Here is a 12,873-nt window from a genome sequence, read left to right as displayed (position 1 = left end):
CGCGGTGCGCAGGTGCGCCAGGTAATGGTCGATCTGGACGACGGGCGCTGGGGCGTTGTCGGTGGTGAACACGAGGTCCGGCAGGACGCCATCGATCACGACTTCACCCGAGGCGCGCGGGCTTCCGTCGATGTCGAGCCTCGTTCGTGGCTACCTGTTGCGCGTCGCCCGCGGCCTTGTTTCACTGGGCGATTCACCCTGTCGACGAGGAGGTGCGATGGAGATTTCGCGTACCCGCGCCATGCAGCTGTGGGCGGTCACGATGACTGCGGAGGACGCCATCTTCACCTGCGCCGCCGGCGACGACAGCGAGGCATGGTCACTGCCGCGCGTGTGGCCTGGACGGGGGCTGGGTCTGCCGTCAGCCGAAGTGCCCGCCTTCACCGCCGCGGTCGGTGAGGTGATGAAGACGCCGCTGTACTGGCGGGCGCGGTTCGCCCGTCCCGAGCGAGCTCACGCTCAGGCGTGGGCGGCGCCGAAGGTCGACGCCGAGGATGACTTCACCTACGTCAGCGGCCCGTGCGGGCGTGACGACCAGGCCGTCGGTTACCAGCCGGTGGCGCGCGTCGTGATCGCGCTCGCCGACCTGCGGGGACTTCGGGTCCGGCTGGCGGCGCACCTGCACGAGCGCTCCCGGGCACTGGCGTTGATGTTGCCGGATGAGCGTTAGGCCGAGGCGTCGACGCCCCCTCCGACGGGCAGCGTGAGGTGGGAATGTTCACACGCGATCGTGTATTCGCACGGCTCGGGGTTGCGGGCGAAGCGCGGATAAGCCCCGCCGGAGATCTGCAGGCGGAGGCGGTGGCCGGGAAGGAACCGGTGGGCGCACGAGCCCAGCGGCAGCATGACGGGGCCAGACGTGGGGGCGAGTCGCGTGAACGCCTCGGTCACGTTCCAGGAGCGGCCGCGCGGATCGACGTCGCACAGCCGCACGAACAAGCTGGCCGCCGTGCTGGTGGTGAGGTGCAGCTCGACGGCGGGTGCGCCGAGAACTTCGAGCTCGCTGGCGAGGGGTGCGGAGGTGAAGGTGAGGACGTCGTCGCGCGATTCGAGTGGACGGTTGTCGCGACGGCCCGCGCCAGCGGACATGTGGCGGCCGCCGAGAGACGGCGTGGGATCGACTGGGTCGTAGCAGAACTCCGCGCTGCCCCAACCGGTTTCGTCCACGAGCTGCCCGTTACCGGTCAGGCCGAGGGTGTGCGCGTGGGTCTTCGGTGGCCAGGTAGGAAGCGTCCGCCACTCGGCGGCGCCGGTCACGTGGACGCGCACGGGGAAGGGCCGGCGGGAACCGGCGCCGGCGACGTGCTCGTCGAACCAGGCCAGGGTTTCGGGATCGGCTGTGCGCGCGGCTTTCAGCGCCGTCTCGAGGTGCGTCCACGGGCCGATCGTCAGGGCGACGTCGGCGTCGAGACGGTCGTATTGCTCGAGGGTCTGGTCGAGGAACACGTCGTGCCAGCCGCCGATGAGCAGCACCGGGATCCGCGTCGCGGAGAGTGCTGCCGAGGCTTCGTAGGGAGTCCAAAAAGGATCTTCGAGGTCGGAGTGTGCGAGCCAGTCGGAGAACCATGTGCGCTGGGGCCCCAACGCCGTCGCCGTGGCCGCTTCGGGGGTCGGCTCGCGCAGCGATGCGGCCAGGCGGCGGCGCGCGAGCGAGGAGTGCACGCAGCCCGCGGCCTTGCGCACGCATCGTGGTGCTCCAGCCCAGGAAATCGGCGAGCGCGATCGAGCCCGTACCGCGGATAGCCCGGCCGAAGTCGTGCGGCCCGACCATCACGACGGCCGCGCTCAGCTCCGGCGGCGGATCCTGCAGCAGTGACCACTGTGTCCAGCCCAGGTAGGAACCGCCTGCGCTCGCGAGGCGGCCGGTGAACCACGGCTGTTTGCGCAGCCACGCGACGGTGTCCTGTCCGTCCGCCGCCTCCTGCGCTATCGGCTGGAACTCACCCGTGGAGCCGTGGGTACCGCGAACGCTCTGTAGCACGACCTGGTAACCGCGCTCGGCGAACGCCCGGCCGTGGAACAGGCTCTCCGGCAGGCCCCGGCCGTAGGGCGTGCGGATCAGCACCGTGCCGTGGGCCTCGCCGACCGGCCGGTAGAGGTCGGCGAGCAACTGCGCACCATCACGCGTCGGCACGGCGACGCCGTGCGTGACCTCGTACGGTTGTCCGCCGGGTGGGAGGCCGAACACTGCTCGGTGGGCAGCGCCGACCGCACGAGCGACAGCACCGGCTCGGCGGGACCGGGCCATGGGGTTCTCCTCGTGGTCGGAGGCGCGCACGGATCGGAATAGCTATTCCGGATCGTATCATCGCGCCGTCGTGGCTAGGTCGTTTGGCGGAATCGACGAGCCGCTCATCTCGTCAGCGTTGTCGGGCGTTCGGGCGCTTGTGCGGAGGAAGAGCGGGACTAGGCTCGGGCGGAATAGCAATTCCGGGGTCGGTCCTGGGTGTCCGGCTCGAGAAAACTGACGGGGCTCCTCGCCGGACAGCTGGCGCATACTGGCCGTTACCCCTGAACCGGGTCCCGGCCAGGGTGCGCCCGCGTGCTCCGGGGAGGGGACGTCAGCCGAGAACCTCATCAGGACCACCACCCTCAGGGAGACAATCATGAGCGCAGGAGCGCGCAACGTCGTCCTCGTCCACGGCGGGTTCGTCGACGGTTCGGGTTGGGCTCAGGTCCACGGCCTGCTCGTCCGCGACGGCTACTCCGTGAGCGTCGTGCAGAACCCGACCCTGTCGCTGGCGGGCGACGCCGCCGCCACGCGGAGGATCCTCGACCAGCAGGACGGTCCCACTGTCCTGGTCGGACATTCCTATGGCGGCGCGGTGATCAGTGAGGCCGGCACCCACGACAACGTCGTCGCGCTGGCCTACATTGCCGCGTTCGTCCCCGACAAGGGGGAGTCGGTGAACACGCTCATCGCCGACCCGCCTCCGGGCGCGCCGGTGCCGCCGATCCTGCCGCCGCAGGATGGATTCCTGTTCCTGGACAAGGAGAAGTTCCACGCCTCGTTCTCCGGTGACCTCACGGCGGAACGCGCGCGGTTCCTCGCCGACTCGCAGGTTCCTTGGGGTGTCGACGCTCTCGCCGGTGCAGTGAGTCAGCCGGCGTGGCGCGTGAAGCCGAGTTGGTACCTGGTGGCGTCCGAGGACCGGATGATCCCGCCGCCCGCGCAGCATGCGATGGCCGAGCGTGCCGGAGCGACGGTCACGGAGGTCGGGGCCAGCCACTCGTTGTTCGAATCGCAGCCCGCCGCGGTGGTCGACGTGATCAAGAAGGCCGCAGCGGCGGTCTGACCGTCGTCGGTGGAGGGCGCGGCCGGCATCCGGCCGCGCCCTTCACCGGTCCGGGCTACTTTTTGGTGGTATTCGAGATCCGCCGGCGCCGACCTCGTTCCAGGGCGGCGATCTGCCGGTCGGTGAGCCCAGGTTCGGGCAACGGGGTGGGGGCGTCGCGAGCGGGCTGGAGGCTGTCCATGAGGAAGCCGATCATCCGGCGGTACAGGCGGGGGTGGGTCGCGCCACCGAACTCGACGGAGGTCTGCACGGCCATCGACAGCAGCAACAGGTCGCCGGCCACGAGATCGTCGCGCACGAGCCCGGCATCCCGCGCGCGCCGCACGATCTCGCCGAGGTGCTTGCCGGTGCGGTTGTGGGTGTCCTCGACCAGCTTCGCCAGCCGGTGCGGGGTGCGCGGACGCGACCAGCCCAGCGTCTCGCTGTAGGACCCGGTGAGCAGCTCCCGGAACCCCCTGTCGGGGGCCAGGGTAGTGACCGATTTCTCGAGGAACCCGGCGATGCCAGCCCACGGGTCCGGATCCAGGCTCGCGTCGATCGCCTGCTGCTCGGCGATCTCGAACAACGGCGCGTAGACGTCGTGGATCAGGTCGTCTTTCGTCGGGAACGTGCGGTACACCGTGGCCACGCCGACCCCGGCAGCCTTGGCCACGTCGGCGAGGGTGGCGCCGCAGCCGTGCTCGGCAAAGACCCCGGCCGCGGCCGCCACGACCCGTTCGAGGTTCGCCTTCGCGTCCCGCCGGGTCGGGCCCGGGCTACCCGGCTTGGCTTCGCGGGACTCGGTCACGCATCGGATTTTACCGGGCTGCCCTGCGACTTCGCGGCGTGGCGGACCCGGGCCGCTTGACAACGGCCCGCGATCAGAACGACAGCGTGCCGCTCCCGTGACTGGGACGGGTATTGATCAGCCGCGCGGTCTCGGCTTCACTCAGGTCCAGGTAGAAGCGGGCGGCCAGCACCGCCCGCATCCGCGGCGGCAGCCGGTGCAGCAGCGCGACCATCTCCGCCCGGCCGGCCGACACGACGAACGCATCACCCTGGGCCTGAACGTCGGCACCCGCGTCGGGCACCAGCCGCTCCCGCCGACCGCGGTCACGGCGGGCCAGGAACACCCGGAACAACACCTGCCGTGCGTAGGCACGTTCGTGCGCGATGTCCGCGCGACTGACGTGCTTGACCACCTTCAGCAGCGCATCGTGCACCACGTCCTCGGCCTCGCCCCGGTCGCCGGTCAACACCAGCGCGTACCGCAACAGCTCGCCGTAGTGCTGCTCGACGAACACCTCAAACCGCTCGCCCGGCCCCCGCACACCCACCCCCCATCTCCTGCAGTAACAACCCCCTTGATCACTCAGGACACCGAAAAGTTGCTCGCTCCGCCGAACTTTCTCCAGCAATCACCCCCGCAAGGGGCAGTTGCACGCAGATCGTCGAGGTCAGGCCCTCAGCCGCGGAACGGCGTGCCAGAAGGCCCAGCCGATGAGCACGAGCTGGCCGACGATCCGGGCGAACGCGGGAATCGAGGTGGAGATCGAGGTTCTTGGGCGCGTTCTCGGCCAGGCCGAGAACATCACGTCCCCGGTCGGCGGATGTTCGGGTGCAGCGGAGCCCGCGCCGCCCAGGAGGTACACGGTCGCGCCGGTGCGCAGCGGGGCCTCCGCTGGGCCCTTCACGTGCGGGTTGATCCACACGGGCCGGTGTTCACCGCGCGAGGTGTACCACTGGTTGCGCCAATGCCCGCGAACGGTCCACCGGACCTGGTAGCTGCGTTCGGCGTGCTGCTCGCGCTGTGGGGTGTCGGCGCGATCGTGGATCCGCACGACGCGCACGGCGTGGGGGTTGTAGCCCTCGCGCTCGGCCCGGCGGCGGAAGGTGCGCGGCAGCGGTTGCTCGTCGGCGGCGGTGACGCCGGGCTGGGTGATCAGCAGCCACGTCGCGCGCACGGCCTGGCCCAGGCGACGGTGGTGTTCTTGATCTATTCCCAGCCGACGTCGGTCGTGGTAGGCGGTGCAGACGTTGCGGCTGCCCGGTTGCGGATTGCCGGTGGCGATCACCAATCTGGTCTCGGCGTCGATGGCGACCTGCACATTGCTCGAGTAGCGGTAGTTCTTCGACGGGGTGGTCAGCCGGTGATCCCGGGTCGGGACCAGAGTGCCGTCGACGATCGCGACTGCATCGATCCGGCGTTTGCGGACCGGGGCCAGCGCCAGCAGTGGGCCGATCGTGTCGCTTCCCCCGGTGCGCGGCGAGTGCGATGCCCCGAACAGCGGGCCGATCTGGCGCGTGGTCAGGTTCGTCCGTCAATAGGTCGCGACCAGCAGAACCCGGTCTGCCAGGGGCAATGCCCACTGCCGGCCCGGCCGTCCGTCCGCGATCTCGTTTCCGCCCCGCTTGGCGACCAGCCGTATCGGCTTGCGGAGCTGACCCGGTTCCCGCCCGGTGAACGGGGCAATCCACTCCGGCCGCGACGCTGTGATCACCTGCACCACACCGACAGGATCAACTACCGACCCAGCCAGCCCGACACCGGGTGACGAGACATCCCTTAGGAGAGCGTGATGCGGTCGGTGCAGTCCATGACGTGGTCAGAGTGCCGGCTTGCCCGCTTGGTAGAGCCAGGCGTGGAAGAACGAGTCGAGGTTGCGGTGGGTCAGTCGCTCGACGAACTGGATGAATTGCCGCGTCGAGACGTTGCCGTATCGGTGAGCGGTCGGCCACTGCGTGAGCACTTCGAAGAAGGCGCGGTCGCCGATCTTCATGCGCAGCGCCTGCAGTGTCATCGCACCGCGGTTGTAGACCAGGTCGTCGAAGATGTGATCACGTCCGGGGTCGGCGACTTCGCCGCTCCAGTCCTTCTCGTCGGCGTAGGCCTTCGCGAAGGTCTGTTGCACGGGGACGTTGTTGAATTTCTCCTGGTAGAGCCACTCGGAGTAGGTCGCGAAGCCTTCGTTGAGCCAGATGTCCGACCAGTGCACGGGAGTGAGGCTGTCGCCGAACCACTGGTGGCCGAGTTCGTGGGCGAGCAGGTCGCCGTCGACATCGCTGGTGCTCTGATCGTAGACCGGCCGGCTCTGCGTCTCGAGGGCGTAGTCGACGCCGACGTCGGCGAGGATGCCGCCGGTCGAGTCGAACGGGTACCGCCCGTACATCGAGGATTCCCATTGGATGACCTGCGCCGTGGTCTGGTTGAACACCTTGCCCTGACCGGGCTTGGTGTCGATCGACTTGCCGATCGCGGTGATGTTCGGCAGGCCGCCGGCCGCCACGCCGCGGGTGACGTCGTAGTTGCCGATCGCGAGCATGCTCAGCTCGCTGGCCATCGGCCGGTTCATGGTCCAGCGGAAGGTGGTCTGGTGATCGTGCGTGGTGGTGGGCCCGGGTTCGCCGTTGGCCAGCACCGTGAGTCCGGTGGGGACGGTGATGGTCTGGGTGTAGGTCGCTTTGTCGTCGGTGGTGTCGTTCACCGGGTAGTAGGTCGCCGCACCGATCGGCTGGTTGAGCGCGACCGCGCCGTCCTTGGTGGCGACCCAGCCGGAGACGCCCAGCGCGGGGTCGTCGATCTTCTGCGGGACGCCGGCGTAGCTCACCGAGACGACGAACGAGCTACCCTTCCGTAGACCGTGCGGCGGGGTGATCGCCAACTCCTGGGCACCGCTGCGGCTGTAGGGGGTGTTTCGGCCGTCCACCGAGAGCCTGCTGATCTTCAGCGGTCCCTGGAAGTCCAGGTCGAAGCGGGAGAGATCCTGTGTGGCCGTGGCGAGGATCGTCGTGGTCGCGTTGATTGCTTTGGTTTCGGGGTTGAACGCCAGCCGGATGTCGTAGTGACTGACGTCGTAGCCGCCGTTGCCCATGTCGGGGAAATACGGATCCCCGGCGCCTGGGGCACCAGGGGAGTACAGCGGTTCTCGTGCCGGCGCCGCATCCGCTGCCGGGCTCGTCGCGGCCAGCAGACCGGCGGCCAGGGCGCCGGAGATGATCAACAAGTGGCCACGGCTACGGTTGGCGCCTCGCATTGGTTTGGTCCTCCTCGGCAGTGGTCGACGCTGAAGAGTAGGACCGATCCGACACGCGGATCAAGTCTGTTGCGGCGGCTTCGAACGTTCGGTTCGGGCGGTTCCCGGGCCGGTCGTGCCGCTGAGGTTTCCGGGGCAATCGCTTGAGGACCTTCCGTCGGAGGTTGCACGCAACATCCGACGGAAGAGCAGGGGGCCTGTCCGACCACCGGTGGTGCAGGGTCACCACCGCGAAACCCCAGCAGCAGTGTGTGGATCGAACGCAACAGCGGCAAGAAGTACTAGTCAGACTTCATCGTCCTTGGCAAGGACGGTGTCCACTGGGTCGTCCAAGGCCAGTCGGACCGGAGGAAGCGCTCGACACCGATGGGCTCGAGGACCAGCGCGCAGCCGAAGAGTGGGCCCCGGTTCGTCCGCGACAAAGTCAAGTCGGGACCTGGCGATACACGTTCGTCACTGAGACCCATCTCAAGTCAGCCACGAGCCGGGAAGAACTGTTGGTCCGTACCAAAGCCATCCTCCAACTTCAAACATGTCGGGCGGGGCCATGCCCGGAGCGACTCGCGGAGCCCACCAACGAAGGCAAGCGAACGCTGCGGCAGCTGCGATCACAACTGCCGCAGCCGCTGCGAACCAAGCCGAGTACGAGGAGGCGAAGAAGGCCGCCGCGGACAAACGCAGCTGGGTCGACATCGCCATCCAGGTCGGGGGTGACATCCTGCAGGAGATCATCGGTGTGAAGGGCATCGTCGACAACTGCATCAAGGACTTCAACCTCGCTGCCTGCGGCTGGGAGGTGCTGACCGCGCTGCCCTGCGGCAAGATCCTCAAGGGCGGGAAGATCGTCACGGCGTTCAAGGACACGCTGTCGTGGATCCGACGTCGGGACAAGGCGATGGCGGACTTGCGAGCGGTTGAGGTCGCGGAGCAAAAGCTGTCCAGCGTCAAGACCTGCAACAATTTCCTGCCCGGAACGCTGGTGCTGATGGCTGACGGAAGCCGTAAGTCGATCGAGCAACTCAGAGTCGGGGATCTCGTCGCTGCACATGACCCCGCGGCAGGCGCCTTGAGACGCCAGGCTGTAGTCGGCACCATCATCGGCGAGGGCTGGAAACAAGTGTCCGAAATCAGCTTCGGGCCTCACGCATGTCTTGTCGCCACGAACAACCACCCCCCTGTGGGCACCCGACTCTCACCGTTGGGTGCGTGCTGATGAGCTGAAGCCCCGGGTCTTGGCTCCAGGACGAATCTGACACCTCGGTTCGAGTCGATTCGATCCAAAACCGACAGCTTCCGACGCGCGTGTACAACCTGACCATCGATGTCGACCACACGTACTACGTCGCCATCGACCGCCAACGTACCGTTCTCGCGCACAACTCCGCACCATGGAGTTCGTGTGGTCAGTACGACGCGGACGGGCATCCTGTCGATGGGACTAGGATCAGCACAGACGCGGCACTGGACGCTGCTGAGAAGTGGCTCGGTCCCGGGGGCTACAACGAGCCCGTTCCCGGCAGCGGCCGCTTCGTTTCGAAGGACACCCGGAAGACGAAGGTCCGACCATTTCGACTGAGCAGGATCCCAGCGGCTGTTGTTCCGCAATCCTGACTACACCAGTTGGAAGAGTGTGACAACTCCGGCGCCAAGGACGTCGTGGACAACTGCATCAGCGACTTCGAGCTCCTCGGATGCGCCAAGGGCGCCGTCGAAGTCGGCTCGTGGTTCGTGCCCGTCGGCGCCGCCGCCCACGGGGCCGAAATCGCCGCCGAGGCCGGTGCCCACCTGCTCGAAGGCGCGGCTGCCGCCGAAGGCCGAACCATTGTCGCCACAGGCGCCGAAGAACTTGCGACAGCCGGTGACGGGGGCTACCCGTATGTGGCACGAAAGGTTGGATCATAATGGAAATGTTAGAATCGTTCGTCCCGACGTTAGCGCAACCGCTGGGAGTAAGGTTCACTACATGTTCGACACCAACGGCAATAATACGGGGAGCTGGTAGTGCAGATCCACGAGCAGGTCAGGGGCAGGATGATTGCCCTAGTTGAGGGCTTATTGACGCGGGAAGAAGTCGCAGACTGGGCTCTGCCGCTGATTAAATGCGAATCCGCAAGGTATTCCTCTGATGCGACTCTTTGGACTGCGCTCGATAGGTTGGCCGGTGCTGACCTTCAGCAAGGTCCGGGAGTGTATCTGCATGACGCGGATGATTTCCAATCCTGGCTAGATGAATTCGATAAATAGTGAATGTGTGGACGTTTAGTTCGAGTTGACGGGGCAAGCTAACTGGCCATGGGAGTATGCGCACGGATATTAACTTGGAGCCGGGAATGCGGGCATTGAGGATTTCTGGAGTTCGAGGTCCGGCCGGCCGCGGACGATCTGGACGACGATCTCACCGTCCGGGATGCCGGCCTGGCCGCCGAGGGGCGGTGGCGAACACGTCGGCCAACTCACTGAACTCGCCGGTTATATCGAGGTCGTTGCGGCTGGTCAGCGCTGTGATCCCGTTCGGTGCGACGCGCGGGCGGTGAGGCATGGAATCGGTTGAACTGCTGGCTGTAGGGCGAGGATCCTCAGCCATTCCAGTCTCATTCGAGATCCTTGATAGGGAAGGGTTGGGCTTGAGAATGAAGCTCTCAGGTCGAGACTGGCAGTCCTTCACTGAGTCGAATCTGTTCAAGTGTCTCCTGAGCGCTCGAACCGCCCTAGGGAAGGAAGATCTCCTGCTTTGCTGCCAGGGAGCGCGACCGGACGTGTTTCCCTCCGGAATGCAGCAACAGATGGATAGTGGCCGCTTTGCCGCAGTCCTCTCCCGGTCTTACGAAGAGAAAGAGATTGTCGACATCTTCGCTGCGGCTGAACCATCGCAGGTGACTTCTGTGGAAGCCCAGCGAGTAGCCGTATATCAGTTCTTCAACCTGCCGATTTCTGATGCAGGCGGAGACGCGTAGAAGGACCTGGATCGGCGTGTGACGGCAACGCTGACGGCAACAGGGCCGAACGTCGGTGCCCCCCACGAGGTCTCGTGGGGGGCACCGACGTTCATAGAGGGCTTGGCGCTGGAGGCGGAGCCTCACGTGGGCGTAGACGTCGGCGGCTACGCCGATGTGGGCGTGGCCGAGGAGCTCCTTGATCACGACGAGGTCGACGCCCTGTTCCAGGAGGTGGGTGGCGGTCGAGTGGCGTTCAGCTGAGGCACAACCGCCGCGATCTCGTCCACCCGCGCCTGGACTCGCTGCTGCTCGGCGTCGGTCACATCCCTGGCGCGAACATCTGCACCAATGCGCTTGTCCCGTCTTCCCGCGCGGGCGTGAATCCGGCTAAATGCGCGCTCTGCCTGGGTTCTTGTTAAAACGTCCGTACTTCAATGGTGCTTAGGTCAATTCCGTAGTGGCTGTAGACCTTGGTTGTATTTTCGCTTGTCAGTTGGTCCTCGGGGTAGCCGAGAATGCCGGCCGTCCGGACGACGTCCGTTGCCGGGCCGGCCTCGATCTCCAGATACGGCGGGATCTGTGGCCACTCGTCGATTTCGAGCTGTACGCCGTCGAGGTTCGGAAAACGGACGGCCCTACTTGCCGGTACGCACCGGCAGCAGATCCTCGATCAACGCCCACTGCTCATCCGACAGCAACTGAAACCGCGACACGACCGGCAGCATCCCAGCCACTACCCACAACGTTTGTCAGACACGCCCTAGCCGGCCCTGGTCTCCGGTTGGGCTCCGTTGCTCACGGAGCGCCCGATACGGTGCGACACCGGCCGACACAAACGCTCATGAAAAATGCGCCTTGACCTGCGCTAATCAACCCTGGGCGCACTATGTAACACTCGTTGACATCACTAACCGGGGGATTAAAAGCCCGCGGGTTCGACCGTGGTGATTTTGAAACGGTCGTCGATTACATGGCCTCTACCTGCGGTTATGTCAGCATAGCAATCGTGTTGCTGTTGCGAACGGCCGTTCTGGGCTCCGTTAGGTCTCCGTTCTTCCTGCTGTGCTCAAGGGGTCAAATCATAGGTCCTGACCTGGTGTTTTGCCTCTTGGTGGCGAGCATCGTCCGGCGGCTGTCCGGGCTGCACGAGATTCGACGTCTCGTGTAGGGCCATTCGGGTGACGGCTAGGGTCGCCGAGCTAGTGCCGCGTCACGCAACGTTGGGCAGGTAATCCGGTCGGCGGATCTTTGAGTCGACCGCGAAGTGGCGTTTGGGATGGCAATTTCGGTTGCGCCAGCGGAAGTAGCCGGCGATCGCGGCCTCCTGAACAGTGTGGGAGGGGTAGTCGCTGCCGTCGAGAGCGAAGTAGCGTAATGCGGTGAACTCGCACTCGACCCAGTTCAGCCACGAGGCATTGCTGGGCGTGTAGACCAGCTCGATCCCGTGTGCCGAGCACCAGCAGGCGACCTCCGCCTTGGAGTGTGGCTTGTAATTGTCACAGACCAGGTAGAGCGTGCCCACCGGGAATCGGCGGCGGAGCTGCTTACAGAAGTCGAGGAACTGTGGCCAGCGTTTGCGGTCACGGAACCGGTAGAATATCCGGCCCGTGGCCAGATCCAGCGCTGCGAACATCTGCCGCACTCCGTGAGTCCGCGTGTAGGTGGCGCGCAGCCGTGCTGGCTGGCCGCGCCGGAACCAGCCGTGACCAGGGCGAGGTTGCAGATTCAGCGGTCCGAACTCATCGACGCAGAGCACGCGGCCGTCTACCGGCGGATGGTCGTAGAGGTCGAGGATGCGGGCCATCTTGGATGCGAAGTCCGGGTCACGGCTGCGCTTCCAGGTTTTGGTGCGCTGCCAGGTGATGCCAGCCTTGTTCAGGACTCGCCGTGCGGTCTCGGCGGAGACGACCAGTCTGTGGTGTTCGCGCAAGTAGGCGGTGAGTTTGGTCAGGCTCCACGTGGTGAAGGGCTGGCCCAATCCGTGTGGATCGCTGCGGGCGATGCGGCAGATGAGCTGACGGGCGGCCGGACCGAATTTAGCTGGTCGGCCGCCGCTCCATTTTGGGTCCAACGCCGCGAACCCCTGCTCGTTGAACGCATGGATCACCTCGCGCACGTAGTTCTCGGTCGCAGCGAACATCATCGCGATCTCGCTCGCGGACCGGCCCTGCACCGACGCCAGCACCACGCCGGCCCGGCGAAGCCGCACCCGATCTCGCGTCGACCTGGTGATCTTCACCAAACGCTGCGCTTGTTCGGGCTCCAACTCGTGCACGAACACCTCAGGCTGACGAGCCACCAGCACCACCTCCACCGCCCAGCCTCCCAGGCGGGATAGCAGGTCAGGCCATGGGCTATTACCTCACCAACCTTCTGCGCCGCGGCACTAGTCTGCTCGAAACCTGTCCTGCGATTGCTAGCGCCAGAGGGATTTCCGAATCCTGTAGCGCCCTCCTCGCATGGTGGGTGTTTGGCTTTGGTGGTCCTTTGGCTCGACCGGTGCCAGATGCGGAGCCCGTGACGGCGGTGACTGTCTAGTGTTGCGTGTCGTTGATTGATTTACGTCTGTGGTGTTGAGAGAATCACAGTCATGTACGTGGCCTCGGCGTTGGAGTTGCGTGATGGTGA

Annotated in this window: 11 protein-coding genes and 2 pseudogenes; 5 read left to right on the top strand and 8 right to left on the bottom strand. The window is 65.9% G+C overall.

Annotated features, from left to right (window positions below):
- The first annotated feature begins 217 nt into the window (after window positions 1-217).
- A complete protein-coding gene (locus AB0H62_RS50475) occupies window positions 218-670 on the top strand; it encodes a hypothetical protein (protein WP_255637973.1) in 453 nt (150 codons plus the stop codon).
- Here the strand turns inward: AB0H62_RS50475 and AB0H62_RS50470 are convergent.
- Together AB0H62_RS50470 and AB0H62_RS50465 are read right to left on the bottom strand one after the other, a co-directional pair.
- Window positions 667-1,683 (bottom strand): CocE/NonD family hydrolase, encoded by a 1,017-nt coding sequence (locus AB0H62_RS50470; RefSeq protein ID WP_360592929.1) that lies wholly within the window; start codon window positions 1,681-1,683, stop codon window positions 667-669. The genes AB0H62_RS50475 and AB0H62_RS50470 overlap by 4 nt on opposite strands.
- 55 nt (window positions 1,684-1,738) lie before the next feature.
- Window positions 1,739-2,248 (bottom strand): annotated as a pseudogene (locus tag AB0H62_RS50465) (CocE/NonD family hydrolase); the annotation flags it as partial.
- A gap of 358 nt (window positions 2,249-2,606) precedes the next feature.
- Here AB0H62_RS50465 and AB0H62_RS50460 point away from each other — a divergent pair.
- Window positions 2,607-3,296, top strand: coding sequence for an alpha/beta hydrolase (locus AB0H62_RS50460; protein WP_220240272.1), 690 nt, complete (start codon window positions 2,607-2,609; stop codon window positions 3,294-3,296).
- A gap of 55 nt (window positions 3,297-3,351) precedes the next feature.
- Here AB0H62_RS50460 and AB0H62_RS50455 read toward each other — a convergent pair whose 3' ends face one another.
- The 4 genes and pseudogenes from AB0H62_RS50455 to AB0H62_RS50440 form a co-directional block, all read right to left on the bottom strand.
- Window positions 3,352-4,083, bottom strand: coding sequence for a TetR/AcrR family transcriptional regulator (locus tag AB0H62_RS50455; protein WP_360592928.1), 732 nt, complete (start codon window positions 4,081-4,083; stop codon window positions 3,352-3,354).
- Window positions 4,084-4,156: 73 nt separating this feature from the next.
- Window positions 4,157-4,612, bottom strand: a complete 456-nt coding sequence (locus tag AB0H62_RS50450) for a sigma-70 family RNA polymerase sigma factor (RefSeq protein ID WP_220240273.1) — start codon at window positions 4,610-4,612, stop codon at window positions 4,157-4,159.
- A 678-nt stretch (window positions 4,613-5,290) separates the two neighbouring features.
- A pseudogene (locus tag AB0H62_RS50445) lies at window positions 5,291-5,782 on the bottom strand (transposase family protein); the annotation flags it as partial.
- 99 nt (window positions 5,783-5,881) lie between these two features.
- Window positions 5,882-7,279, bottom strand: coding sequence for a M1 family metallopeptidase (locus AB0H62_RS50440; protein ID WP_255637975.1), 1,398 nt, complete (start codon window positions 7,277-7,279; stop codon window positions 5,882-5,884).
- 577 nt (window positions 7,280-7,856) lie between these two features.
- Between AB0H62_RS50440 and AB0H62_RS50435 the strand changes: the two genes are divergently transcribed.
- The 3 genes from AB0H62_RS50435 to AB0H62_RS50425 all read left to right on the top strand — a co-directional run bounded on the left by AB0H62_RS50435 (window position 7,857) and on the right by AB0H62_RS50425 (window position 9,553).
- Complete coding sequence (locus tag AB0H62_RS50435; RefSeq protein ID WP_220240274.1) at window positions 7,857-8,522, top strand: hypothetical protein; 666 nt, start codon at window positions 7,857-7,859, stop codon at window positions 8,520-8,522.
- Between the two features lie 443 nt (window positions 8,523-8,965).
- Window positions 8,966-9,211, top strand: a complete 246-nt coding sequence (locus AB0H62_RS50430; RefSeq protein WP_220240275.1) for a hypothetical protein — start codon at window positions 8,966-8,968, stop codon at window positions 9,209-9,211.
- Window positions 9,212-9,310: 99 nt separating this feature from the next.
- Complete coding sequence (locus AB0H62_RS50425) at window positions 9,311-9,553, top strand: hypothetical protein (protein WP_220240276.1); 243 nt, start codon at window positions 9,311-9,313, stop codon at window positions 9,551-9,553.
- A gap of 464 nt (window positions 9,554-10,017) precedes the next feature.
- Here AB0H62_RS50425 and AB0H62_RS50420 read toward each other — a convergent pair whose 3' ends face one another.
- Together AB0H62_RS50420 and AB0H62_RS50415 are read right to left on the bottom strand one after the other, a co-directional pair.
- The gene (locus tag AB0H62_RS50420; RefSeq protein WP_360592927.1) at window positions 10,018-10,449 is read right to left on the bottom strand and encodes a hypothetical protein; all 432 of its coding nucleotides are present in this window, start codon (window positions 10,447-10,449) and stop codon (window positions 10,018-10,020) included.
- Window positions 10,450-11,455: 1,006 nt separating this feature from the next.
- Complete coding sequence (locus AB0H62_RS50415) at window positions 11,456-12,559, bottom strand: IS630 family transposase (RefSeq protein ID WP_255637931.1); 1,104 nt, start codon at window positions 12,557-12,559, stop codon at window positions 11,456-11,458.
- Window positions 12,560-12,873 lie beyond the last annotated feature (314 nt).

Origin of the sequence: Amycolatopsis sp. NPDC050768, from assembly GCF_040654155.1 — a bacterium.
GTDB lineage: Bacteria > Actinomycetota > Actinomycetes > Mycobacteriales > Pseudonocardiaceae > Amycolatopsis.
The sequence above is the reverse complement of the archived record's forward strand: the minus strand, read 5'-3'. Positions and strand labels throughout refer to the sequence as shown.

Bases quoted from the DNA above. Each gene is read 5' to 3' on its own strand.
- AB0H62_RS50475 (WP_255637973.1), top strand. From the start codon at position 218: ATGGAGATTTCGCGTACCCGCGCCATGCAGCTGTGGGCGGTCACGATG.
- AB0H62_RS50460 (WP_220240272.1), top strand. From the start codon at position 2,607: ATGAGCGCAGGAGCGCGCAACGTCGTCCTCGTCCACGGCGGGTTCGTC.
- AB0H62_RS50435 (WP_220240274.1), top strand. From the start codon at position 7,857: ATGCCCGGAGCGACTCGCGGAGCCCACCAACGAAGGCAAGCGAACGCT.